This is a genomic window from Kitasatospora sp. NPDC057965 (assembly GCF_042887135.1).
Taxonomy (GTDB): domain Bacteria; phylum Actinomycetota; class Actinomycetes; order Streptomycetales; family Streptomycetaceae; genus Kitasatospora.
The window spans coordinates 1-22,521 of record NZ_JBHVPZ010000039.1; the positions used below are offsets into that span (position 1 = coordinate 1).

Below are 22,521 nucleotides of genomic sequence, written 5' to 3' on the forward strand. Positions count from 1 at the left end.
GTGGTGGGCCGCAGGAAGACGAGGACGGACGGCGCCGGGGAGCCGGCGTGCTGCCAGGCGTTGATGTACAGCTCGTGGAAGGCGAGTTCGGCGTCCGCGATGACGTCCGGCGGCCAGCCGGCGGAGCGGAGGTTGGCGCGCATTCGGCGCGGAAGGTGGAGCAGTCGGGCGGGTTGAGGGCACGCACGGGAGACCTCCATGGGGAGAGGCAGGGAGGGAGGGGAGGAGAGAAGGTCGACGGATGCGTCGCCGTGAACGAGGCCAGTCCGGACCTGGCTGCTCTGCGGTGCGAAATGGGCAGCATGCGCCTACTGCCCCAGGGAACAGGCGTTACTGACGATCCGTCTGATCGCTGTGGCATCGACCATAGCGCACGGAAGTATCTAATTTTTACGCTCGCGGGATATTCACCCTAGAGTGGTAACGGGGGCCGGAACGTCCCTCTCCGGTGGACCACCGCGTGGCCAGCGCGGCACACTTGGCCCGACCACGCCCTGGAAGGAAGCTATGCCTCCACGCCCGAACCCAACCATCCGCCAACGCAGGCTTGGAACGGAGCTGCGTCGGATGCGTGAGCAGGCAGGCCTTGGAGGATCCCAGCTCGGCCGTGCCGTCGGAATGAGTCCCGCTCAGGTGACTCAGATGGAGTCAGGGCGGATCGGTATCAGCGTCGAGCGCCTCCGCACCATCGCTGCGGCTTGCAACTGCGCCAATCGACCGTTGGTTGACGCGCTTGCCGACATCATCGGCGACCGGGGCAAGGGGTGGTGGGAGGCCTACCGGGAGGTGCTGACAACAGACTTCCTCGAAGTGGCCGAGGTTGAGTCACATGCGCAGGAAATCGCCATCTGCACCACGACGTACATCCCTGGGCTTCTGCAGACCGGTGCCTATGCGTCTGCGGTCTTCACTCGGCTCTACCCGCCACTGTCCCGAACCGAGATCGATGTCAGGACGGCCTTTCGTATCCAGCGGCAGCAGATCGTTCGCTCCGGCAGAACGTCTCTCCGCACGTACATCCATGAAGCGGCTCTTCGCATGCAGTTCGGAGGGCCGATAGTCCTCGCTCAGCAGCTTGAGGCGTTGATCGAGGACTCCACTCGGCCAGGAATCTCTGTAAGGGTGGTTCCGTTCGCGCTTGATACCTTCCCGGGCTCCGGCGAGAACCTAACCTTCGCCATGGGGATGGTTCCTGAGCTGGACACCGTGCAGATGGACGTCTCACAGGGCACCCTCTTCTTCGACTCTCCGGCAGATCTGGCCAAGCAACGGGTCATCTTCGATCGCCTGGACTCCACTGCGCTCTCCGAGGACGGATCGCGCGACTTCATCCGTTCCATCAAGAAGGAAATAGAGGCCAGTTATGCCTAAAGTCATATGGCAGAAGTCAAGCCACAGCGCGGCGAACAACGAGTGCGTCGAGGTGCGTGCAGGGGCCGGAGTGGTCGAAGTGCGTGAATCCGATGACCCCGCCACGATCCTCTGCACAACTCAGGCTGCCTTCGCCGACCTTCTCGTCAGCATCAAGGCCGGCGAACTCGACGATCGGGTCTGACCCGGGTGGCCCTCGCTCGACCGGAGCGAGGGCCACCCCGCACAGTGGCTGGTGGGGTGGCGGGGTTCGAGCAGGTTTCGAAGCCCGTCACCGGCAACGGAGCGGGAAGTCGGTTGACCCGACTTCCCGCTCCGTTGCGTGTGGGTCAGTTGTGGGCGTGGAGGTCGGCGTTGAGGCCGCCCCAGGAGCCGGTGCGGGCGATGACCTCGACGGCGCCGGTCTGGGAGTTGCGGCGGAACAGGAGGTTGTCCTGGCCGGACAGCTCGACGGCCTTGGCCACGGTGCCGTCCGGGGTGGTGACCCGGGTGCCGGCGGTGACGTAGAGGCCGGCCTCGACGACGCAGTCGTTGCCGAGGGAGATGCCGATGCCCGCGTTGGCGCCGAGCAGGCAGCGCTCGCCGACGGAGACGACCTGCTTGCCGCCGCCCGACAGGGTGCCCATGATCGAGGCGCCGCCGCCGATGTCGCTGTGGTCGCCGACCAGGACGCCCGCGCTGATCCGGCCCTCGACCATCGAGGTGCCGAGGGTGCCGGCGTTGAAGTTGACGAAGCCCTCGTGCATCACGGTGGTGCCCACGGCGAGGTGCGCGCCCAGGCGGACGCGGTCCGCGTGGGCGATGCGCACGCCGGACGGCGCGACGTAGTCGGTCATCCGCGGGAACTTGTCGATCCCGTAGACGGCGAGCTGCCCGCCCTGGGCGCGCACGGCCAGCCGGGCCTGCTCGACCTTGTCCACCGGAACCGGGCCGATGCTGGTCCACGCCACGTTGGCCAGCAGGCCGAAGATGCCGTCGAGGTTCAGGCCGTGCGGCCGCACCAGGCGGTGGCTGAGCAGGTGCAGACGCAGGTAGGCGTCGTGCGCGTCGAGCGGCTTCTCGTCCAGCGAGGCGATGGTGGTGCGCACGGCGACCACCTCGACGCCGCGGCGGGCGTCGGCGCGCAGCGCCTCGGCGGCGCCCGCGCCCAGCTCGGCCTCGGCCTGCTCGGCGGTCAGGAGGACGGTCCCGGCCGGGCCGGCCCCGGCGGTCAGTGCGGGGGCCGGGTACCAGGTGTCGAGGACGGTGCCGTCCGCGGCGATGGTGGCCAGACCTGCGGCAACGGCGCCGCTCACGGGGGTGGTGGATTCTGCAGTCACATCGTGCACGTTAACGAATCCGGGCCGCCGTTGCCGAACACGCTCACCGTCCGGACCGGCCCCGTCGGCCCCGGGCGGCGACAAAATGCGGTGCCGGTGGAGCCGGTCCTCGGCAATACTCCGACAGGTGTTCATGTCGATCTCCACCACAGGTACCGCCGAGAGCCCGGCCACTGACCTGGGCTTTCTGCTGCACAAGCACCCCGCCAGGGTCCAGCGGTTCTCCACGGCGCACGGCGAGGCGCACGTCTTCTACCCGGAGGCGGGCGACGAGGCCTGCACGGCCGCGCTGCTGCTCGACGTCGACCCGATCGCGCTGGTCCGCAAGGGCCGGGGCAAGGGACGCGCCGGCTCGCCGGACTTCGCGCTCGCCCAGTACGTCAACGACCGCCCGTACGCGGCCTCCTCGCTGCTCGCGGTGGCGCTGCGGACGGTGTTCCGGACGGCGATGCAGGGTGTCTGCGAGGCCCGCCCCGGGCTGGCCGACCGGCCGCGCCCGCTGCGGATCGTGCTGCCGGCCGTGCCGGTCGGCGGTGCCGACAGCACGCGCGAGGGCTCCGCCGTGGCGATGGCGGTCCGCCTCTTCGAGCCGCTGGGCTGGCAGGTGGAGGCGTCGGCGATCCCGCTGGACGCGGCCTTCCCCGAGTGGGGCGACTCGCGCTACGTCCGGCTGGAGCTGTCGGCGGAGCGGGCCCGGCTGGCGGACGCGCTCCAGCAGCTGTACGTGCTGCTGCCGGCGATGGACGGTGCCAAGCACTACTGGGTCGCCCCGGACGAGGTCGACAAGCTGCTCGCGGCCGGGGAGGGCTGGCTGGCCGGTCACCCGGAGCGGGCCCTGATCACCCGACGCTACCTGTCGCGGCGCTGGTCGCTGACCCGGCAGGCGATGGAGCGCCTGGAGCTGGCCCGGCTGGCGGAGGCCGACGACCGCGAGGCCGAGGAGGTCGACAACGCGGTCGACGACGCTTCGGAGGAAGCCGAGCAGGAGCAGGAGCAGAACGAACCGCGCCCGCCCTCGCTGGCCGAGCAGCGCCGCACGGCGATCCTGGCCGCGCTGCGCGAGGTCGGCGCGGCCCGGGTGGCCGACCTCGGCTGCGGGCAGGGCGAGCTGATCGGCGCGCTGCTGAAGGACGCGAACTTCACCGAGGTGCTGGGCGTGGACGTGTCGGTGCGGGCGCTGTCCACGGCGGCCCGCCGGCTGCGGCTGGACCGGATGCCGGAGCGTCAGGTGAAGCGGGTGCGGCTGGTCCAGGGCGCGCTGACCTACACGGACGAGCGGCTCAAGGGCTTCGACGCGGCCGTGCTCTGCGAGGTGATCGAGCACCTGGACCTGCCGCGGCTGCCTGCTCTGGAGTACGCCGTGTTCGGCGCGGCCCGGCCGCCCGCGGTGGTCGTGACGACGCCGAACGCCGGGTACAACGTCCGGTGGGAGAGCCTGCCGGCCGGCCGTCTCCGGCACGCCGACCACCGCTTCGAGTGGGACCGCGCCGAGTTCCGCGCCTGGGCCGAACGGGTCGCCGCCGCGTACGGCTACACGGTCGACATCCGCCCGGTCGGCCCGCAGGACGACGAGGTGGGCGCCCCGACGCAGCTCGCCCTGTTCCGCCTCGGCGACACGACCGACCGCGGAGCGACGGCCACCCCGGCGACCACGAACAGCACGACGCCCGAAGGGGGCGAGACCCGATGACCGACGAGACCGACGCGACCCAGCCCGCCGACGCCGCAGCGACCGCAGCGACCGAACCGGTCACAGCGACCGAATCGACTGCACCGACCGGACCGACGGCACCGGCCACGCCGCCCGCCCCCCGCCGCCTGCCGGTGACGGACGTCTCCCTGGTCGTGCTGATCGGCACCAGCGGCGCCGGCAAGTCCAGCTTCGCCCGCAAGCACTTCCTGCCCACCCAGGTCGTCTCCTCGGACTTCTGCCGCGGCCTGGTGGCCGACGACGAGAACGACCAGTCCGCCTCCGCCGAGGCCTTCGACGTGCTCCACTACATCGTCGGCAAGCGCCTCGCCGCCGGCCGGCTGACCGTCGTGGACGCCACCAACGTCCAGCCGGAGGCCCGCCGGCAGCTGGTCCGGATCGCCCGCGAGCACGACGTGCTGCCGATCGCCATCGTGCTGGACGTCCCGCCGGGCGTCTGCGCCGAGCGCAACCGCTCCCGCCCGGACCGTCAGCTGCCCGCCCACGTGGTGCCGCGCCAGCACCGCGAGCTGCGCCGCTCGCTGCGCGGCCTGGAGCGCGAGGGCTTCCGCAAGGTGCACATCCTGCGCGGCGCGGCCGAGGTCGAGAGCGCCGAGATCGTGCCGGAGAAGCGCTTCAACGATCTGCGCCACCTCACCGGCCCGTTCGACATCGTCGGCGACATCCACGGCTGCCGCGCGGAGCTGGAGACCCTGCTCACCCGCCTCGGCTGGACGCTGGTGCGCGACGACGCCGGGCGACCGGTGGACGCGGTGCACCCGGACGGGCGGACGGCCGTCTTCGTCGGCGACCTGGTGGACCGCGGGCCGGACACGCCGGGCGTGCTGCGCCTGGTGATGGGCATGGTGGCGGCCGGGCACGCGATCTGCGTGCCGGGCAACCACGAGAACAAGCTCGGCCGCGCGATGAGCGGGCGCAAGGTCACCGTCTCGCACGGCCTCCAGGAGTCACTGGACCAGCTGGCGGGCGAGTCCGAGGAGTTCCGGGCCGAGGTCCGGGCGTTCATCCGCGACCTGGTCAGCCACTACCTGCTGGACGGCGGCGCCCTCGTGGTCTGCCACGCCGGCCTGCCGGAGAAGTACCACGGCCGGGCCTCCGGCCGGGTGCGCTCGCACGCCCTGTACGGGGACACCACCGGCGAGACCGACGAGTACGGCCTGCCGGTGCGCTACCCGTGGGCGGAGGAGTACCGGGGCCGGGCGCTGGTGGTCTACGGCCACACACCGGTTCCGACGGCGAGCTTCCTCAACAACACCATCTGCCTGGACACCGGCTGCGTCTTCGGCGGCAGCCTGACCGCGCTGCGCTACCCGGAGCGGGAGCTGGTCACTGTCGAGGCCGAGCGGGAGTGGTACGCGCCGGTGCGGCCGATGCACACGGACGCGCCGGGTGCCCGCGAGGGCCGTCCGCTCGACCTCGCCGACGTGGCGGGCCGCCGGGTGGTGGAGACCTCGCTGCACGGCCGGGTCGCGGTCCGCGAGGAGAACGCGGCGGCGGCCCTGGAGGTGATGAGCCGGTTCGCGATCGACCCCCGGCTGCTCGCCTACCTGCCGCCGACCATGGCGCCGAGCGCGACCTCGGGCCGGCCCGGCTACCTGGAGCACCCCGACGAGGCCTTCGCCGCCTACCGGGCGGACGGCGTCGAGCGGGTGGTCTGCGAGGAGAAGCACATGGGCTCCCGCGCGGTGGTGCTGGTGGCGCGGGACGGCGCGGCGCTGGAGAAGCGGTTCGGGTCGGCCGTCCCGGGCGCGATCTGGACCCGCACCGGCCGGGCCTTCCTCGGGGACGAGGCGCTCACCGCCGCGGTGCTGGACCGGCTGCGGGCGGCGGCCGAGCGGTCCGGGCTGTTCGAGGAGCTGCGCACCGACTGGCTGCTTCTGGACGCCGAGCTGATGCCGTGGTCGCTGAAGGCCGTCGAGCTGCTGCGCCGCCAGTACGCGGCGGTCGGCGCCGCGGCGGGCGCGGCGCTGCCGGAGGTGCTGGCCGCGCTGGAGCGGGCGGGCGGGCGCGGGCTGGACGTGGCCGAGCTGACTGGGCGCCAGCGGCGGCGCGCCGCCGACGCGCAGGCGTTCACCGAGGCGTACCGGCGGTACTGCTGGCCGACCGAGGGGCTGGCCGGGATCCGGCTGGCACCGTTCCAGGTGCTGGCCGCCGAGGGGGTGAACCTCGCGGTGCGTCCGCACGACGAGCACCTCGCGTGGATCGACCGGCTGGTCGCGGCGGACGAGGCGCACGTGGCCGACGCCGCGAACACGGCGGAGACCGCGGACGCGGCCGACGCGGCGAACACGGCGGACCGCCCGACCACCCCGCTGCTGCACCGCACCGGCCGCCTGGTGGTGGACACCGCCGACGAGGCTTCGCTCGCCGCCGGTGTCGCCTGGTGGGAGCAGCTGACCGCGGCGGGCGGCGAGGGCATGGTGGTCAAGCCGCTGGCCTCGCTGGTGCGCGGCAAGGCGAGGGAGGGCCGGCCGGGCGGGCTGGTCCAGCCCGGGGTCAAGGTGCGCGGGCGCGAGTACCTGCGGATCATCTACGGTCCGGACTACACCGAGCACCTGGACCGGCTGCGCCAGCGCTTCCTCGGGCACAAGCGCTCTCTGGCGCTGCGCGAGTACGCGCTCGGGCTGGAGGCGCTGGACCGGCTGGCGGCGGGTGAGCCGCTCTGGCGGGTGCACGAGCCGGTCTTCGCCGTACTCGCCCTGGAGTCGGAGCCGGTGGATCCGCGGCTGTAGCGGCGTCGGCGGGCGGACAGGGCGGACAGGGCGGACAGGGCGGACAGGCGGGCGGGCGGAAGGAAGCGGAAGTCGTTCGATCGGCAGTCTTGCATAGAAATTCTGAGCATCGTATAGACTTGCTACTTCTTTCTGCCCGCCCGCCCGAGACCGTCACTGTCACTGTCACCGTCACACCCAGGAGCCCGGCATGGCCTTCAACCTCCGGAACAGGCACTTCCTCAAGGAGCTCGACTTCACGGCCCAGGAGTTCCGCTTCCTGGTGGACCTCGCCGCCTCGCTCAAGGCGGCGAAGTACGCGGGCACCGAGCAGCCCCGGCTGCGCGGCAGGAACATCGCGCTGATCTTCGAGAAGACCTCCACCCGGACGCGCTGCGCCTTCGAGGTCGCCGCCCACGACCAGGGTGCCTCCACCACCTACCTGGACCCGGCCGGCTCGCAGATCGGCCACAAGGAGTCCATCAAGGACACCGCCCGGGTGCTCGGCCGGATGTTCGACGGCATCGAGTACCGCGGGCACGGCCAGTCGGTGGTCGAGGAACTGGCCGCCTACGCCGGGGTGCCGGTCTGGAACGGCCTCACCGACGAGTGGCACCCGACCCAGATGCTCGCCGACGTGCTCACCATGATCGAGCACACCACCAAGCCGCTCACCGAGGTGGCGCTCGCCTACCTCGGGGACGCCCGCTCCAACATGGGCAACTCGCTGCTGGTCACCGGCGCGCTGCTGGGCCTGGACATCCGGATCGTCGCCCCGCGCGCGCTGTGGCCGGACGAGGAGGTGCGCAAGGCCGCGCAGGCGCTCGCCGAGGCCAGCGGCGCCCGGATCACCCTCACCGAGGACGTCGCCGAGGGCGTGGCCGGGGCGGACTTCCTCTACACCGACGTCTGGGTCTCGATGGGCGAGCCCAAGGAGGTCTGGGCCGAGCGGATCGCGCTGCTCAAGCCGTACCAGGTGTCGATGGAGACGGTGCGCGCCACCGGCAACCCGCAGGTGAAGTTCCTGCACTGCCTGCCGGCCTTCCACGACCTGGGCACGGTGGTCGGCCGGCAGCTGTTCGAGGAGACCGGCATGGCCGAGCTGGAGTGCACCGACGAGCTGTTCGAGTCGGCGCACTCCGTGGTCTTCGACCAGGCCGAGAACCGGCTGCACACCATCAAGGCCGTCCTGGTCGCCACCCTCGGCGACTGACGGCGACCGACGGCGACCGACGGCGGCGGCCGGCGCGCTACCGCTCCTCGCGCAGGTTCACGCAGGCAACCCGGTCGGCCGCGCCGTGCGCCCCGGCCGGGTCGCCCGCGTGCAGCACCAGCGAGCGCGCCCCACCCGGCCGGGGCCGCCAGGCCACCGCGGCGGCGGCGGTGCCCCCGCCCCGCGCGTCGGTGCGCAGGGTGAGCCGCAGCTCGTTGCGGTCGTTGGCGTACGCGGGGTCGGTGGACGGGCTGACCGGGTCCACCGCGTCCTGGTAGTGCGGGCCGGACGCGGCCGGGTCGGCCCCGCACGCGGCGGTGTGCAGGTGCACCGGGAACACGTGGTCGGCGGCGACCCCGGTCACGCTCACGGTCAGGACCGTCCGCCCGGGCAGCGAGCGGTCCGTCACCACCCGGACGTGCGAGCCGTAGGGCACCAGGTCCGGCGCGTGGCTGATCGCGGTCGGCGGGACGAACGCGGTGGCCGGGTCGAAGTCGGCCTCGGTGACCGTGGCCGGCAGCGCGACCGGCGCCAGCAGGGCGAACGGGAGCAGCGCGGCGGCGAACGGGGCGGCGGCGAGCGGAGCGGGCATCGGCGAACCTCTTCGAGTGGGGGCGGGAGGCCGGACGCCCCGTTCAACGCCGCGCGCCGCCCCCCGGACACGGCCCGGCTACCCGTCCGCCCGCCGGATCCCCCGGATCTCGCAGCGCGGCCCGCTGGCCCGCATCAGCCGCAGGTCGGCCGTGACCAGCGGCGCCCCGAACCGCTCCGCCACCGCCACGTACGCGGCGTCGTCCGGGGTGAGGTTGTCCTTCAGCTCCCAGATCCGCCCGAGCAGCGGCTCGACCGGGACCTTCCGGATCGCCAGCCCCGGCAGTGCGGCGGCGAGTTCGCCGACCCGTTCGGCGGTGAGCTCGCGCGCCAGGTAGAGGCCGCGCAGCGACTGCATCACCTCGATGACGACGTGCTCGGGTGCCACCCACTCGCCGCCCGCGGCCAGCTCTGCCCGGGCCGCCTCCCCGCGCTCGCCCTCGTCGGCCAGCGCCAGCACCAGCGCGGACGCGTCCACCACGATCATCGGTCGGCCCCCGTATCCGTTCCCGGCCTCTCACTTGCGGCTCACCGTACCGGTGTCGGCACGCCGGTCGGGGCGGAGGGTGCGCCGGCCGGGGCGGAGGGGGTCCCGGGTCCCGGGTCCTCGTTGTAGTACGGCTGGACGGCCTGTTCGGCCTGCTGCGCCGCCGCGGGGGTGATCCACTCCTGGAAGCGGCCGTCCATCGCGATGGCCTTGACCTGGTCGAGGGTGAGCGGCAGCCCGCTGCGGATCTGCTCGGGGGTGTCCGCGCCGGCCACCATCGCCGTGTTGTTGACGTTGACCAGGACCTGGGTGCCGTCCGGGCGCAGCAGGTCGGCGGTGCGGAAGAGCCGCTCGCCCTGGGCCAGCTCGGTGATCAGCAGACGGCTGCCGTCCGGGAGCGCGGCGTCGGAGCAGTACTGGTACTGGTTGGTCGCGTTGGCCTTGGCGCAGGAGTAGCGGTTGTCGAAGAAGGTGGTGAGCAGGTCCTGGTCGGAGCCCGGCTGTGAGGTGGCGAGGGCACCGATGCTGCCGTTGTCGGAGTCCGGTTGGGAGGGGAGGACGCTGATGCGGCTCTTGTCGGAGTCCGGTTGGGGGGTGAGGCGGACGTGGAGGCTGCCGTAGCCGCCGACCATGGTGACGGTGACGGTGGCCGGGCCGTTCCCGTCGTCGTAGAGGACGGAGCCGCTGCTGTTGACGCTGGGCAGGTCCGGTCCGCTCAGGAACGCGTGGTCGGCGTAGCGGATCGTCGACGTGATGACCGCGGAGCGGCCGGAGTAGCCGGAGGTGGTGGCACCGGGCGGCAGGATCTGCAGCAGGGCGTGGACGGTGGCGCGGCCGGTCATGGCGACCTTGTCGGCGTTGGCCCCGGTGCCGGGACGCTGCTGCTCGGGGCCCGACGTGGGCTTCGGCAGCGGGGCCGGGAACGCGCCGCCCGCCGCGGGCGCGACGCCGGGCCTGTCGCCGGAGTGCAGGCCGAGCGTGCCGCCGACCGTCAGCACGGCGACGGTGGCGACCGCGCCGGCCATGGTGGCCCGGCGGCGGCGCCGGATGCGGCGGCCGTGCTCGGTGGCGCCGGCGATCAGCGGTCCGAGTTCGGCGCCGACGCCGCCCATCGCCCTCTCGAAGGTGTCGGAGAGCCCCTGGGTGTCCCGGGGGCCGTTCGGTGTGTCCATTGCTGGTTCCTCGGTTTCGTCGGGATGAGTCGGATGAGCTGGATGAGCCGGATGAGCCGGATGGACGGAATGATTCGGATGAATCGGGTGCGGTGGACGGTGCGGGGGCCTCAGGAGACGGTGAGCTGCTCGGCGGCCTGCGGCCCGAGCACGCCGCGCAGCCGCCCGAGGGCGCGCAGCGCCTGGCTGCGCACCGCCCCGGCGCTGACGCCGAGTTCGGCGGCGGTCTCCTCGACGCTGCGGTCCTCCCAGTAGCGCAGCACCAGGACGGCCCGGTCCCGGCGTGACAGTTCGCCGAGCGCGGCGAGCAGGGTGACCCGCAGCGCCGGGTCGCCGGCCGCGGGCGCCAGGCCGCCGGGCGGCTCCGGCAGGTCGCCGATGGCGGGCCGTTCGCCGCTGCGCCGCAGCCGCCGGTGCGAGAGGTGGGTGCGGACGAGCACGCCGCGGGCGTAGGCCTCCGGGCTCTCGGCGCGGCGCACCTTGGGCCAGGCGGCGTAGAGCTTGGCGAGGGTGGTCTGGGTGAGGTCCTCGGCGAGGTGCCAGTCCCCGCAGAGCAGTAGCGCGGTGCGGAAGAGGTGCTGTCCGCGAGCCTGGGCGAAGGCCTCGAACTCGGCGTTCTCCCCGGTCCGTCGTGTCCTGCCGATCACGCTGTCCCCTGCCCCTCGCGCCTCGTGGACGGCGGCCGCGCGTCCCCTGTGCCCGGATAGACGCGTGAGCCCGGCGGGCGCGTTACGGGAGGGTTCGGCGGGGGTTCGGGGAGGATGCACCCGGTGGGGGCAGGCTGGAGGTGGTGCCGACGTGGCGGACGCCGCAGCATGCACTATGGTTTATCTCGACATCGAGATAACTCAGGCTTACGATATATCTCGACATCAAGATACTTGCCGAGAGGCGCTCACCGGCGGTGCGGGGAGGGTCCACCCAAGTAAGGGTGACCTTACCAGCGTGGCGGCCGGATACCGCACGAAGCACCTAGAAGGAGTCAGTCGTGTCCGCGAACAGCTTCGACGCCCGCAGCTCGCTGCAGGTGGGCGACGAGTCGTACGAGATCTTCAAGCTCTCCGCCGTCGAGGGGTCCGAGCGGCTGCCCTACAGCCTCAAGGTGCTGCTGGAGAACCTGCTCCGCACCGAGGACGGCGCCAACATCACCGCCGACCACATCCGTGCCCTCGGCAACTGGGACGCCGACGCCCAGCCGAGCCAGGAGATCCAGTTCACGCCGGCCCGCGTGATCATGCAGGACTTCACCGGTGTGCCGTGCGTGGTCGACCTCGCCACCATGCGTGAGGCCGTCAAGGAGCTGGGCGGCGACCCGGCCAAGATCAACCCGCTGGCCCCGGCCGAGCTGGTCATCGACCACTCCGTCATCGCGGACAAGTTCGGCACCCCGGACGCCTTCGTCCAGAACGTCGAGATCGAGTACGGCCGCAACAAGGAGCGCTACCAGTTCCTGCGCTGGGGCCAGACCGCGTTCGACGAGTTCAAGGTCGTCCCGCCGGGCACCGGCATCGTCCACCAGGTGAACATCGAGCACCTGGCCCGCACCGTCATGGTCCGCGGCGGCCAGGCGTACCCGGACACCTGCGTCGGCACCGACTCGCACACCACCATGGTCAACGGCCTGGGCGTGCTGGGCTGGGGCGTCGGCGGCATCGAGGCCGAGGCGGCCATGCTCGGCCAGCCGGTCTCCATGCTGATCCCGCGCGTCGTCGGCTTCAAGCTGACCGGCGAGCTGCCGGCCGGCACCACCGCCACCGACCTGGTGCTCACCATCACCGAGATGCTGCGCAAGCACGGTGTGGTCGGCAAGTTCGTCGAGTTCTACGGCGACGGCATCGGCGCCATCCCGCTGGCCAACCGCGCCACCATCGGCAACATGTCGCCGGAGTTCGGCTCGACCTGTGCGATCTTCCCGATCGACGCCGAGACCATCAACTACCTGAAGCTCACCGGCCGCGACGAGCAGCAGCTCGCCCTGGTCGAGGCGTACGCCAAGGAGCAGGGCCTCTGGCACAACCCGGCGCACGAGCCGGTCTACTCCGAGTACCTGGAGCTGGACGTCTCGACCGTCGTCCCGTCGATCTCCGGCCCGAAGCGCCCGCAGGACCGCGTGATCCTGGCCGAGGCCTCCGAGCGCTTCGCCGAGGCGCTGCCGACCTACTCGGCCGAGGCCTCCAAGCCGACCGCGGTCAACGTGCCCGACGGCTCGACCTACCAGATCGACAACGGCGCGGTCGTGATCGCCTCGATCACCTCCTGCACCAACACCTCCAACCCCTCCGTCATGCTGGGCGCCGCCCTGCTGGCGAAGAAGGCCGTGGAGAAGGGCCTGACGGTCAAGCCCTGGGTCAAGACCACCCTGGCGCCCGGCTCCAAGGTCGTCATGGACTACTACGAGAAGGCCGGCCTGCTCCCGTACATGGAGAAGCTGGGCTTCAACCTGGTCGGCTACGGCTGCGTCACCTGCATCGGCAACTCGGGCCCGCTGCCCGAGGAGGTCTCGGCCGCGGTCAACGAGGCCGACCTGGCCGTCGTCTCGGTGCTCTCCGGCAACCGCAACTTCGAGGGCCGGATCAACCCGGACGTCAAGATGAACTACCTGGCCTCCCCGCCGCTGGTGGTCGCCTACGCCCTCGCCGGCAACATGAACGTCGACCTCACCAAGGACGCCCTGGGCCAGGACGCCGACGGCAACGACGTCTTCCTCGCCGACATCTGGCCGTCCGAGCAGGAGGTCGCGGACACCGTCGCCGCCTCCATCGACCAGGACATGTTCGACAAGGGCTACCAGGACGTCTTCGCCGGCGACCACCGCTGGCAGTCGCTCCCGGTCCCGACCGGCAACACCTTCGAGTGGGACGCCGAGTCCACCTACGTCCGCAAGCCCCCGTACTTCGAGGGCATGGCCAAGACCCCGAGCCCGGTGACCGACATCGCCGGCGCCCGCGTCCTGGCCAAGCTGGGAGACTCGGTCACCACCGACCACATCTCCCCGGCCGGCAACATCAAGCCGGGCACCCCGGCGGCGCAGTACCTGACCGCCAACGGCGTCGAGAAGCGCGACTTCAACTCCTACGGCTCGCGCCGTGGCAACCACGAGGTCATGATCCGCGGCACCTTCGCCAACATCCGCCTGCGCAACCAGATCGCGCCGGGCACCGAGGGCGGCTACACCCGCGACTTCACCCAGGCCGACGGCCCGGTGTCGTTCATCTACGACGCCTCGCAGAACTACCAGGCCGCCGGCACCCCGCTGGTCGTCCTGGCCGGCAAGGAGTACGGCTCCGGCTCGTCCCGCGACTGGGCCGCCAAGGGCACCGCGCTGCTCGGCGTCAAGGCCGTCATCGCCGAGTCCTACGAGCGCATCCACCGCTCGAACCTGATCGGCATGGGCGTCCTGCCGCTGCAGTTCCCGGAGGGCCAGAACGCCGACTCCCTCGGCCTGACCGGCGAGGAGACCTTCTCCATCACCGGCGTGACCGAGCTCAACGAGGGCAGCACCCCGGCGACCGTCAAGGTCGTCGCGGTCGGCGCCGACGGGACCGGCAGGGAGTTCGACGCGGTCGTGCGCATCGACACCCCCGGTGAGGCGGACTACTACCGCAACGGCGGCATCCTGCAGTACGTGCTGCGCAGCCTGATCAACGGCTGAGCACCGCGCTGAGCGCCGAGGAGGCCGGACCGCACCCGCGGTCCGGCCTCCTTCGCTTTGCCCGGGCGCCTCCTCGGCTTTGCCGGCCTTTTGCATAGTGCGCCGACCGTGCCGCGCCTCTTGTGCGGTGTGCCCGCGATGGACTAAACCTCTGTTCCAGCTTGGTCCAGACCAATTGACGCTGCTTCAGAGAATAGGTCCGGTATGCCCATTCGCCGCCCCGCCCTGCTCGCCGCCACCACCGTCGCCGCGCTGCTCGCCTCCACCGTCGCCACCGCCACGGCCCATGCCGCCGCCGGCGCCCAGGGCCCCAAGCTCAAGGGCCAGCGGGTCGGCTACTTCACCTCCTGGGGCGCCGACAGCTCCGCCAAGCGCGTCCAGGAGTCCGGCCAGGCCGGCCGGCTCACCGTGATCAACTACGCCTTCGGCAACGCCTCCGCCGAGGGCACCTGCTTCCAGAGCAACGAGCCTGGCCAGGGCGACGCCTACAACGACTACCAGCGCGCCTTCTCCGCCGCCGACTCGGTGGACGGCGTCGCCGACGCCCCGGGCCAGGCGCTCAAGGGCCACTTCAACCAGCTGCGCAAGCTCAAGGCGCAGAACCCGCAGCTCAAGGTCGTCATCTCGCTGGGCGGCTGGTCCTGGTCCAAGTACTTCTCGGACGCCGCCGCCACCGACGAGGCCCGCAAGAAGTTCGTCTCCTCCTGCGTCGACCTCTACCTGAAGGGCGACGTGCCGCAGCTGGCCGGCTCCCCGGAGGGCGGCGCCGGCGCCGCCGCGGGCGTCTTCGACGGCATCGACGTCGACTGGGAGTACCCGGGCGGCGGCGGTGACGAGGGCAACGTGGTCCGCCCCGAGGACGGCCGCAACTTCACCCTGCTGATGGCCGAGTTCCGCAAGCAGCTGGACGGCCTGGCCGCCGAGCGCGCCGCGGGCGCCAAGGGCAAGGCCAAGAAGCCCGAGCACTACCTGCTGACCGCCGCCGTCGCGGCCAACGAGACCGTCGCCGACCGGCTGGAGCTGCCCGAGCTGGCGAACTCCGTCGACTGGCTCAACCTGATGACCTACGACCTGCACGGCCCGTGGGAGGGCAAGGGCCCGGCCAACCACCAGGCCCCGCTCTACTCCGACCCCACCGACCCGGACGCCCGCCAGCGCAGCGCCGACAAGGCCGTCGACCACTACGCCCAGCGCGGCCTGCCCTCCCAGCAGACCGTGCTCGGCGCGCCGTTCTACGGCCACGGCTGGACCGGTGTGCCGGCCGGCAACCGGGGCGGCCTGTACCAGAAGGCCACCGGCACCGTGGCGGACCGCTCCTACAAGGAGATCAACGCGCTGCCCGGCACCACCTACGTGGACCGCGACCACGGCGCGTCCTGGAAGTACGACGGCACCACCTTCTACAGCTTCGACTCGGCCGAGGTGCTCACCGAGAAGGGCCGCTACGCCCGCTGGAACGACCTGGCCGGTGTGATGGTCTGGTCGCTGGACGGCGACGACGCGCAGGGCAGCGGGATCGCCGCCCTGGACAAGGGCCTGCGCGGCAAGTGAGCCGGCCCTGACCCGGACATGAGAACGGGAGGGCCCGCCGCGTCGCTCGTCGCGGCGGGCCCTCCCGTCCGTCCGCTCAGGCGCGGTCGCAGGCCTGCGACCGCAGCGCCCGCGCCAGGTCGTCCCGGCGCTCCAGCACCAGCCGGCGCAGCGCGGGCGCCGCGTCCGGGTGCCCGGTCAGCCAGGCGTCCGCCTCGGCCAGCGTGGCCTCGTCCACCTGCGCCTGCGGGAAGAAGCCGCCGACGATGCGCATCGCGATCTCGATGGTCCGCTCGGCCCAGACCCGCTCCAGCAGCTTGAAGTAGGGCGCGGCGTAGAGCGCCGTCAGGTCGCGGTGCGCGGGCACCGCGAAGCCGGCGATGTTGGCCTCGACCAGCGCGTTGGGCAGCTCGTCGGAGTCGATCACGGCCGACCAGGCGGCGGCCTTGGCCTCCGGGGTGGGCCGGGCGGCCAGGCACTGGGTGTGCTGGCGGCGTCCGCTCGCGGTGTTGTCGGCGGCGAGCTCCCCGGCCAGCTCCTCCTCGGTGGCCTGGCCGGCCGCGGCCAGCGCCAGCCACAGTGCCCAGCGCAGCTCCTGGTCGACCTCCAGGCCGTCGATCCGGGCGGTGCCGGCCAGCAGACCGCGGACCAGGCCGAGGTGCTCCGAGCCGTTGGCGGTCTGCGCCAGGAAGCGGGCCCAGGCCAGCTGGTGGTCGCTGCCGGGGGCGGCGGCGCGCAGCTCGTGCAGCGCGCCGTCGGCGAGCAGCCGGCCGCCCTCGCCGCGCCAGGCCGGGTCGGCGTACAGGTCGACGGCGCCCTTGGCCTGGGTGTGCAGCGACTGCAGGACGCCGATGTTGGCCTCCCGGCCGGCGAACCGCAGCACCAGCGCGACGTAGTCGCGGGCCGGCATCAGGGCGTCCCGGGTGAGGTTCCAGACGGCGGACCAGGCCAGCGCGCGGGCCAGGTCGTCCTTGATGTCGCCGAGGCCGGTGCGCAGGGTCTCCAGCGACTCCTCGTCGAAGCGGATCTTGCAGTACGTCAGGTCGTCGTCGTTGAGCAGGACGAGCGCGGGGCGCGGGCGGCCCACCGCCTCGGCGACGGTGGTGCGGGCGCCGGTGACGTCCAGTTCGAAGCGGCCGGTGCGCACCAGCGCGCCGTCGTCGTCCCGGTCGTAGAGGCCGACCGCGATCCGGTGCGGGCGCAGCACGCCGCCGTCCTGGAGGACGGCGAGCTCGGTGATCCGGCCCTCGGCGTCGGAGGTCAGCTGCGGGGTGAGGGTGTTGACGCCGGCGGTCTGCAGCCAGGCGGCGGCCCAGGACTTGAGGTCGCGGCCGCTGGTCTCCTCCAGGATGTCCAGCAGGTCGGCGAGTTCGGTGTTGCCGAAGGCGTGCCGCTGGAAGTAGCGGCGGGCGCCCTCGAAGAAGGCCTCCGCCCCGACGTAGGCCACCAGCTGCTTGAGCACCGAGGCGCCCTTGGCGTAGGTGATGCCGTCGAAGTTGAGCTTGGCGTCCTCCAGGTCCCGGATGTCCGCGGTGATCGGGTGGGTGGTGGGGAACTGGTCCTGCCGGTAGGCCCAGGCCTTGCGCTGGTTGGCGAAGGTGACCCAGGCGGAGCGGTAGCGGGTGCCGGCGCCGACCAGGCCGTAGGAGCCCATGAAGTCGGCGAAGGACTCCTTCAGCCACAGGTCGTCCCACCAGCGCATGGTGACCAGGTCGCCGAACCACATGTGCGCCATCTCGTGCAGGACGACGTTGGCGCGGGCCTCGTAGGCGGCGTCGGTGACCTTCGAACGGAAGATGAACTCCTCGCGGAAGGTGACGCAGCCGGGGTTCTCCATGGCGCCGATGTTGTACTCGGGGACGAACGCCTGGTCGTACTTGCCGAAGGGGTACGGGTAGCCGAACCGCTCGTGGAAGAAGTCGAGTCCGAGCTTGGTGACGCCGAGGATCTCGTCGGCGTCGAAGTACGGGGCGAGCGACCTGCGGCACAGCGCGGAGAGCGGGATGTCCAGCACGGTGCCGTCGTCGAGGGTGCGGCTGTAGTGGTCGCGGGCGACGTGGTACGGGCCGGCGACGACGGCGGTGAGGTACGTGGAGATCGGCCTGGTCGGCGCGAACTCCCAGGTGCGGGCGCCGTCCTCGGCGGTGACGTTCCCGTGCGGGGCGTTGGACCACACGTCCCAGGCGGCCGGCGCGGTGACGGTGAAGGTGAACGGGGCCTTCAGGTCGGGCTGTTCGAAGGTGGCGAAGACCCGGCGGGCGTCGGCCGGCTCGTAGTGGGTGTAGAGGTAGGTCTCGCCGTCGACCGGGTCGGTGAAGCGGTGCAGGCCCTCGCCGGTGCGGCTGTAGGCGCAGTCGGCCTCGACGGTGAGCACGTTCTCGGCGGCGAGGCCGTCGACGTGCACCCGGGCGCCGTCGTAGGCGGCGGCCGGGTCCAGGGCGCGGCCGTTGAGGGTGACGGCGCGTACGGCCGGGGCGAGCAGGTCGACGAAGGTCGACGCGCCCGGTTCGGCGCAGCGGAAGGCGATGGTCGTGGTGGAGCGGAAGGTGGCGGCCGCGGGGTCGGGGGCCGAGGTCACGTCCAGCCGGACGTGGTAGCCGTCCACGGTGAGGATGCTGGCCCGCTGCTGGGCTTCGTCGCGGCTCAGGTTCTTGCCCGGCACGGCGGTACTCCTTTGTCCGGCTCGCACGGTGGTGCGGTCTTCGCTGGTGCGGTGGTGCGGCGCGCTGTGGTGCTGCGGGGGCATCCTTTCACGCCCCCCGCGCCGGTACCATTGCACAACTCGGGCAGGCGGGCCGGAATCAGTGGCGGGGGCCGGGCGTTGGCGCTCTGGGGGCGCGGTCCGCCACGGCCGCACGGCCTCCGCCGCGCACTTCTCCGCTCTTCTTCCGGACGACTCTCGAAGGACGACAGCCGTGACGAACTCCGCTGGTGCCGCCGGCGCCGCCGAGCGCAAGACCGCCGACTTCTGGTTCGACCCGGCCTGTCCGTGGGCCTGGATGACGTCCCGCTGGCTGATCGAGGTCCAGCAGCTGCGCCCGGTGGACGTGAACTGGCACGTGATGAGCCTGTCGGTGCTGAACGAGGGCCGGGACCTCCCGCCGCAGTACCGGGACCTGCTGGACAACGCCTGGGGCGCGGTGCGGGTGTGCATCGCGGCCGCGAAGCAGCACGGCGATCAGGTGCTGGGCCGGCTGTACACCGAGCTGGGCACCCGTTTCCACAACCAGGGCCTGCCGCAGAACCGGGAGACGATCGAGGCGGCGCTGGCCGCGGCCGGGCTGCCGGTGGAGCTGGCCGAGGCGGCCGGCACCGACGCGTACGACGACGCGCTGCGCCTGTCGCACAAGGAGGGCATCACCCTGGTCGGCGAGGACGTCGGCACCCCGGTGATCGCGGTCGAGGGCGCGGACGGCGAGCGGGTCGCGTTCTTCGGCCCGGTGGTGACGCCGATCCCGCGCGGCGAGGCCGCGGCGCGGCTGTGGGACGGCACCCTGCTGGTCGCCTCCACGCCGGGCTTCTACGAGATCAAGCGGACCCGTACCGCGAGCCCGTCCTTCGAGTAGGTCGTCGAGCGGCCGCTCGCGCGGGAGGGGCCCGGTACCACGCGGTACCGGGCCCCTCCCGCGCGTCGCGCGCCCCGCGTCAGCCGCGGACGGCGTCCCGGCGCTGCTTGAGCAGTCCGGCGGCGGTGAGCAGCACGACCAGCACGCCGGCCGCGTACAGCTGCTGCCGGTTGCCCTCGGTGGTGGTCATCAGGGCGAGGATGCCGGCGACGGCGGCCATCGCGACCCAGGTCAGGTAGGGGAAGCCCCACATCCGCACGGTCAGCAGCTCGGGCGCCTCGCGCTCCAGCCGGCGGCGCATCCGCAGCTGGACGACGCAGATGAACAGCCAGACGACCAGGATCGCGACGCCGGTGGTGTTCATCAGCCAGGTGAACACGGTGGCGGGCCAGAACTTGGCGGCCAGGACGGCGGCGAAGCCGAACAGGCAGGAGGCCAGCACCGCCCGCCGGGGCACCCCGCCGCCGACCTTGGCGAGGGCGCGCGGGCCCTGGCCGCGGCCGACCAGCGAGTAGGCCATCCGGGAGGCGCCGTAGATGTTGGCGTTCATCGCGGACAGCAGCGCGATCAGCACCACGAACTGCATGATCGTCCCGGCGCCGGGCACCCCGAGGTGGCGCAGCACGGTGACGTAGGGGCCGTCGGCGACGACCGCCGGGTCCTTCCAGGAGACCAGCGTGACGACCAGCGCCATCGAGCCGATGTAGAAGATCGCGATCCGCCAGACGGCGGTGCGCACGGCCCGGGCGACGTTGCGCCGGGGGTCCTCGGACTCGGCGGCGGCGATGGTGACGGTCTCCAGGCCGCCGTAGGCGAAGACGGAGGCGAGCAGGCCGACGATCAGTCCGCTGACGCCGGTGGGCAGGAAGCCGCCCTGGCCGGTGAGGTTGGCGGTGCCGGGGGCGCCGGGGCCGAGCACGCCGGCGATGCCGAGCCCGCCCAGCACCAGGAAGGCGATGATCGCGGCGACCTTGACGGCGGCGAACCAGAACTCGAACTCGCCGAAGTTCTTCACCGCGGTGAGGTTGCTGGCGCAGAAGAACACCATGAACAGGGCGACCCAGACCCAGGCGGAGACGCCGGGGATCCAGCCGTTGACGATCTTGCCGGCGGCGGTGGCCTCGGCGGCGACGCCGCAGCAGAGCATCACCCAGTACATCCAGCCGGCGGTGATCCCGGCCCAGGGGCCGATCTCCTTCTCGGCGTGCACCGAGAAGGAGCCGGAGGCCGGGCGGGCCGCCGACATCTCGCCGAGCATCCGCATGATCAACATGACCAGCAGGCCGGAGAGCACGAAGGCCAGGATGATGGCGGGCCCGGCCGCCGCGATGCCCGCGCCGGAGCCGACGAACAGGCCGGCGCCGATGACGCCGCCGAGCGCGATCATCGAGAGGTGGCGCTGCTTGAGGCCGTGCGCGAGCTGCCGGCCGTCGGCCGGGGGATCGGACTCGGTTGTGGTGGTCCCGGGCGCGGGGGGCGCGGAGGTGGGGGCCATGGGAGGTGGATCCAGACTGTTCGACATGCGGTGCGAGCTGTCCAATATCCGGTGACACGACTAGGCATGCCAAGAATGTCCGGTTCGGGACCAGCATGCGGACCCCATCGTGACATTCGGACCCCGGATGCTCACGCTCCGTCGCCCCGGTGGGTCGGGACCCGACAAGGAGTCCGGCCGGGGGTTTGTCCGGATCCCTGACGGTGTTCGGCGTGATCGCCGCGTAGGTTCAGAGTGATCACTCACTTGATCCGCTGATCCTTCGATCGTCCGGATCCCCACCGTGCCGAGGAGAAGCCCGATGGCCACCGCCAGCACCCCCGTTCCGAGCCGCGCCGTCCTCGCCGACCTGCTGCCCGCCGCCGGCAGCCGCCTCGGCGGCCAGGCCCGTGACCTCGCCCTGGTCGCCGGCGGCGCCGCGCTCACCGGCCTGGCCGCCCAGCTGTCGGTGAACGTCCCCGGCTCCCCGGTGCCGGTCACCGGCCAGACCTTCGCCGCCCTGCTGGTCGGCACCGCGCTCGGCAGCCGCCGGGGCGTCGCCTCGCTCGGCCTCTACCTGCTCGCCGGCATGGCGGGCGTGCCGTGGTTCGCCGAGGGCGCCTCCGGCTGGTCGATGCCCTCCCTCGGCTACGCGATCGGCTTCGTGCTGGCCGCCGGCCTGGTCGGCGCGCTGGCCCGGCGCGGTGCCGACCGCTCGCCGGTGCGCACCGCCGCCGCGATGGTCCTCGGCAGCCTCGCCATCTACGCGGTCGGCGTGCCCTACCTGGCCTTCGCCCTCGACGTCCCGATGGCCCGCGCCGCCGAGCTCGGCCTCTACCCGTACCTGGTCGGCGACGCCCTGAAGGCCGCCCTCGCCGCCGGCGCCCTCCCGCTCGCCTGGAAGCTCCTCGGCCGCCGCTGAGGAAATGGCGCACGGCGCCGACCTGCCGAAGGCGGCGCCCCCTGCGGAGCCCGGGTCCACGCGCATGCCACACTCATGGGCATGCGCGTGTACCTGGGCTCCGACCATGCCGGATACGAACTGAAGAACCACCTCGTGGAGTGGCTCAAGGAGGCCGGCCACGAGCCGGTCGACTGCGGGCCGCACATCTACGACGCCCTCGACGACTATCCGCCGTTCTGCCTGCGGGCCGCCGAGCGCACCGCCTCCGACCCGCAGTCGCTGGGCATCGTGATCGGCGGTTCGGGCAACGGCGAGGCGATCGCCGCCAACAAGGTCAAGGGCGTCCGCGCCGCGCTGGCCTGGAGCGAGCAGACCGCCGCGCTCGGCCGCGAGCACAACAACGCCAACGTGATCTCCATCGGCGGCCGGATGCACACCGAGGAGGAGGCCACGAAGTTCGTGGAGGTCTTCCTCAACACCCCGTACAGCGGCGACGAGCGGCACACCCGCCGGATCGACATGCTCAGCGTGTACGAGACCACCGGCGAGCTCCCGCCGATCCCGGCCCACCACCCGCAGCAGGAGGGCTGACCCTCCCGCCCGTCCCGGCTCCTCCCGGCGGCCGGCCACGCCCCCCGACGGCGCGGCCGGCCGCCGCGTTCCCCGGCCCGCGCGCGGGGTCCGGAACCGGCTGGACGGCGGCTGGGAGGCGGCTGGACGGCGGCTGTGCGGCCGCTGTGTGATCGGCCACAGCGCGCACCCCGGCGCACGCCGCGCCCGACCGCCCGCGCGACGGGGCGTGCGCCGTCCGGTCGGTTCG

The 22,521-nt window shown here is 72.3% G+C and carries 17 protein-coding genes; 10 read left to right on the forward strand and 7 right to left on the reverse strand.

From position 1 onward, the window contains the following. Positions 1-507 precede the first annotated feature (507 nt). Both ACFVVU_RS34485 and ACFVVU_RS34490 read left to right on the forward strand, forming a co-directional pair. Positions 508-1,371 carry a helix-turn-helix domain-containing protein gene (locus tag ACFVVU_RS34485; RefSeq protein ID WP_380690259.1) on the forward strand — a complete coding sequence of 288 codons (864 nt, stop codon included), beginning with the start codon at positions 508-510 and terminating at the stop codon, positions 1,369-1,371. Next, on the forward strand, positions 1,364-1,555 hold the full coding sequence (locus ACFVVU_RS34490; RefSeq protein ID WP_380690261.1) for a DUF397 domain-containing protein: 192 nt from the start codon (positions 1,364-1,366) through the stop codon (positions 1,553-1,555). The genes ACFVVU_RS34485 and ACFVVU_RS34490 overlap by 8 nt, the downstream gene beginning before the upstream one ends. Positions 1,556-1,700: 145 nt before the next feature. Here ACFVVU_RS34490 and dapD read toward each other — a convergent pair whose 3' ends face one another. Continuing rightward, positions 1,701-2,690: a 2,3,4,5-tetrahydropyridine-2,6-dicarboxylate N-succinyltransferase gene (gene dapD, locus ACFVVU_RS34495; protein ID WP_380684184.1), complete on the reverse strand. Its 990-nt coding sequence runs from the start codon at positions 2,688-2,690 to the stop codon at positions 1,701-1,703. Between the two features lie 127 nt (positions 2,691-2,817). Between dapD and ACFVVU_RS34500 the strand changes: the two genes are divergently transcribed. The 3 genes from ACFVVU_RS34500 (at position 2,818) to argF (ending at position 8,325) form a co-directional block, all read left to right on the forward strand. Further along, the gene (locus ACFVVU_RS34500; RefSeq protein ID WP_387793903.1) at positions 2,818-4,380 is read left to right on the forward strand and encodes a 3' terminal RNA ribose 2'-O-methyltransferase Hen1; all 1,563 of its coding nucleotides are present in this window, start codon (positions 2,818-2,820) and stop codon (positions 4,378-4,380) included. After that, positions 4,377-7,133, forward strand: a complete 2,757-nt coding sequence (locus tag ACFVVU_RS34505; protein ID WP_387793904.1) for a polynucleotide kinase-phosphatase — start codon at positions 4,377-4,379, stop codon at positions 7,131-7,133. The genes ACFVVU_RS34500 and ACFVVU_RS34505 overlap by 4 nt, the downstream gene beginning before the upstream one ends. 190 nt (positions 7,134-7,323) lie before the next feature. After that, positions 7,324-8,325 carry an ornithine carbamoyltransferase gene (gene argF, locus ACFVVU_RS34510; protein ID WP_380684188.1) on the forward strand — a complete coding sequence of 334 codons (1,002 nt, stop codon included), beginning with the start codon at positions 7,324-7,326 and terminating at the stop codon, positions 8,323-8,325. A gap of 37 nt (positions 8,326-8,362) precedes the next feature. Here the strand turns inward: argF and ACFVVU_RS34515 are convergent, their stop codons facing one another. From ACFVVU_RS34515 to ACFVVU_RS34530, 4 genes are all read right to left on the reverse strand, one after another. Continuing rightward, a complete protein-coding gene (locus tag ACFVVU_RS34515) occupies positions 8,363-8,917 on the reverse strand; it encodes a superoxide dismutase family protein (RefSeq protein WP_387793905.1) in 555 nt (184 codons plus the stop codon). Positions 8,918-8,995: 78 nt separating this feature from the next. Further along, complete coding sequence (locus ACFVVU_RS34520; protein ID WP_380684191.1) at positions 8,996-9,403, reverse strand: type II toxin-antitoxin system VapC family toxin; 408 nt, start codon at positions 9,401-9,403, stop codon at positions 8,996-8,998. Between the two features lie 41 nt (positions 9,404-9,444). Beyond that, entirely contained in the window at positions 9,445-10,575 is a 1,131-nt protein-coding gene (locus tag ACFVVU_RS34525; RefSeq protein WP_380684192.1) for a hypothetical protein, read from the reverse strand. A 110-nt stretch (positions 10,576-10,685) separates the two neighbouring features. Next, positions 10,686-11,222 (reverse strand): SigE family RNA polymerase sigma factor, encoded by a 537-nt coding sequence (locus tag ACFVVU_RS34530; protein ID WP_380684193.1) that lies wholly within the window; start codon positions 11,220-11,222, stop codon positions 10,686-10,688. Positions 11,223-11,563: 341 nt separating this feature from the next. On the opposite strand from ACFVVU_RS34530, the gene acnA reads away from it, so the two are divergent. Together acnA and ACFVVU_RS34540 are read left to right on the forward strand one after the other, a co-directional pair. Then, positions 11,564-14,227, forward strand: a complete 2,664-nt coding sequence (acnA, locus tag ACFVVU_RS34535) for an aconitate hydratase AcnA (protein WP_380684194.1) — start codon at positions 11,564-11,566, stop codon at positions 14,225-14,227. Positions 14,228-14,431: 204 nt separating this feature from the next. Then, positions 14,432-15,778 carry a glycoside hydrolase family 18 protein gene (locus ACFVVU_RS34540; RefSeq protein ID WP_380684195.1) on the forward strand — a complete coding sequence of 449 codons (1,347 nt, stop codon included), beginning with the start codon at positions 14,432-14,434 and terminating at the stop codon, positions 15,776-15,778. 76 nt (positions 15,779-15,854) lie between these two features. Here the strand turns inward: ACFVVU_RS34540 and pepN are convergent, their stop codons facing one another. Continuing rightward, positions 15,855-18,419: an aminopeptidase N gene (gene pepN / locus ACFVVU_RS34545; RefSeq protein ID WP_387793906.1), complete on the reverse strand. Its 2,565-nt coding sequence runs from the start codon at positions 18,417-18,419 to the stop codon at positions 15,855-15,857. 253 nt (positions 18,420-18,672) lie between these two features. Here pepN and ACFVVU_RS34550 point away from each other — a divergent pair, with 253 nt between their 5' ends. Beyond that, a complete protein-coding gene (locus ACFVVU_RS34550) occupies positions 18,673-19,323 on the forward strand; it encodes a DsbA family protein (protein ID WP_380687689.1) in 651 nt (216 codons plus the stop codon). Positions 19,324-19,402: 79 nt separating this feature from the next. On the opposite strand, the gene ACFVVU_RS34555 is transcribed toward ACFVVU_RS34550, so the two are convergent. Further along, on the reverse strand, positions 19,403-20,818 hold the full coding sequence (locus ACFVVU_RS34555) for an amino acid permease (RefSeq protein WP_380687691.1): 1,416 nt from the start codon (positions 20,816-20,818) through the stop codon (positions 19,403-19,405). Between the two features lie 301 nt (positions 20,819-21,119). Between ACFVVU_RS34555 and ACFVVU_RS34560 the strand changes: the two genes are divergently transcribed. Together ACFVVU_RS34560 and ACFVVU_RS34565 are read left to right on the forward strand one after the other, a co-directional pair. Beyond that, positions 21,120-21,719, forward strand: a complete 600-nt coding sequence (locus ACFVVU_RS34560) for a biotin transporter BioY (protein WP_387793907.1) — start codon at positions 21,120-21,122, stop codon at positions 21,717-21,719. Between the two features lie 81 nt (positions 21,720-21,800). Then, positions 21,801-22,292, forward strand: a complete 492-nt coding sequence (locus ACFVVU_RS34565) for a ribose-5-phosphate isomerase (RefSeq protein WP_355375987.1) — start codon at positions 21,801-21,803, stop codon at positions 22,290-22,292. Positions 22,293-22,521: the final 229 nt, after the last annotated feature.

What these genes read in the sequence shown, in the direction of transcription:
- ACFVVU_RS34560 (WP_387793907.1), top strand. Translation starts at nt 21,120, where the DNA reads ATGGCCACCGCCAGCACCCCCGTTCCGAGCCGCGCCGTCCTCGCCGAC.
- ACFVVU_RS34485 (WP_380690259.1), top strand. Translation starts at nt 508, where the DNA reads ATGCCTCCACGCCCGAACCCAACCATCCGCCAACGCAGGCTTGGAACG.
- ACFVVU_RS34555 (WP_380687691.1), bottom strand. Translation starts at nt 20,818, where the DNA reads ATGGCCCCCACCTCCGCGCCCCCCGCGCCCGGGACCACCACAACCGAG.
- argF (WP_380684188.1), top strand. Translation starts at nt 7,324, where the DNA reads ATGGCCTTCAACCTCCGGAACAGGCACTTCCTCAAGGAGCTCGACTTC.
- ACFVVU_RS34565 (WP_355375987.1), top strand. Translation starts at nt 21,801, where the DNA reads ATGCGCGTGTACCTGGGCTCCGACCATGCCGGATACGAACTGAAGAAC.
- ACFVVU_RS34515 (WP_387793905.1), bottom strand. Translation starts at nt 8,917, where the DNA reads ATGCCCGCTCCGCTCGCCGCCGCCCCGTTCGCCGCCGCGCTGCTCCCG.
- ACFVVU_RS34490 (WP_380690261.1), top strand. Translation starts at nt 1,364, where the DNA reads ATGCCTAAAGTCATATGGCAGAAGTCAAGCCACAGCGCGGCGAACAAC.
- ACFVVU_RS34540 (WP_380684195.1), top strand. Translation starts at nt 14,432, where the DNA reads ATGCCCATTCGCCGCCCCGCCCTGCTCGCCGCCACCACCGTCGCCGCG.
- ACFVVU_RS34525 (WP_380684192.1), bottom strand. Translation starts at nt 10,575, where the DNA reads ATGGACACACCGAACGGCCCCCGGGACACCCAGGGGCTCTCCGACACC.
- ACFVVU_RS34520 (WP_380684191.1), bottom strand. Translation starts at nt 9,403, where the DNA reads ATGATCGTGGTGGACGCGTCCGCGCTGGTGCTGGCGCTGGCCGACGAG.
- ACFVVU_RS34505 (WP_387793904.1), top strand. Translation starts at nt 4,377, where the DNA reads ATGACCGACGAGACCGACGCGACCCAGCCCGCCGACGCCGCAGCGACC.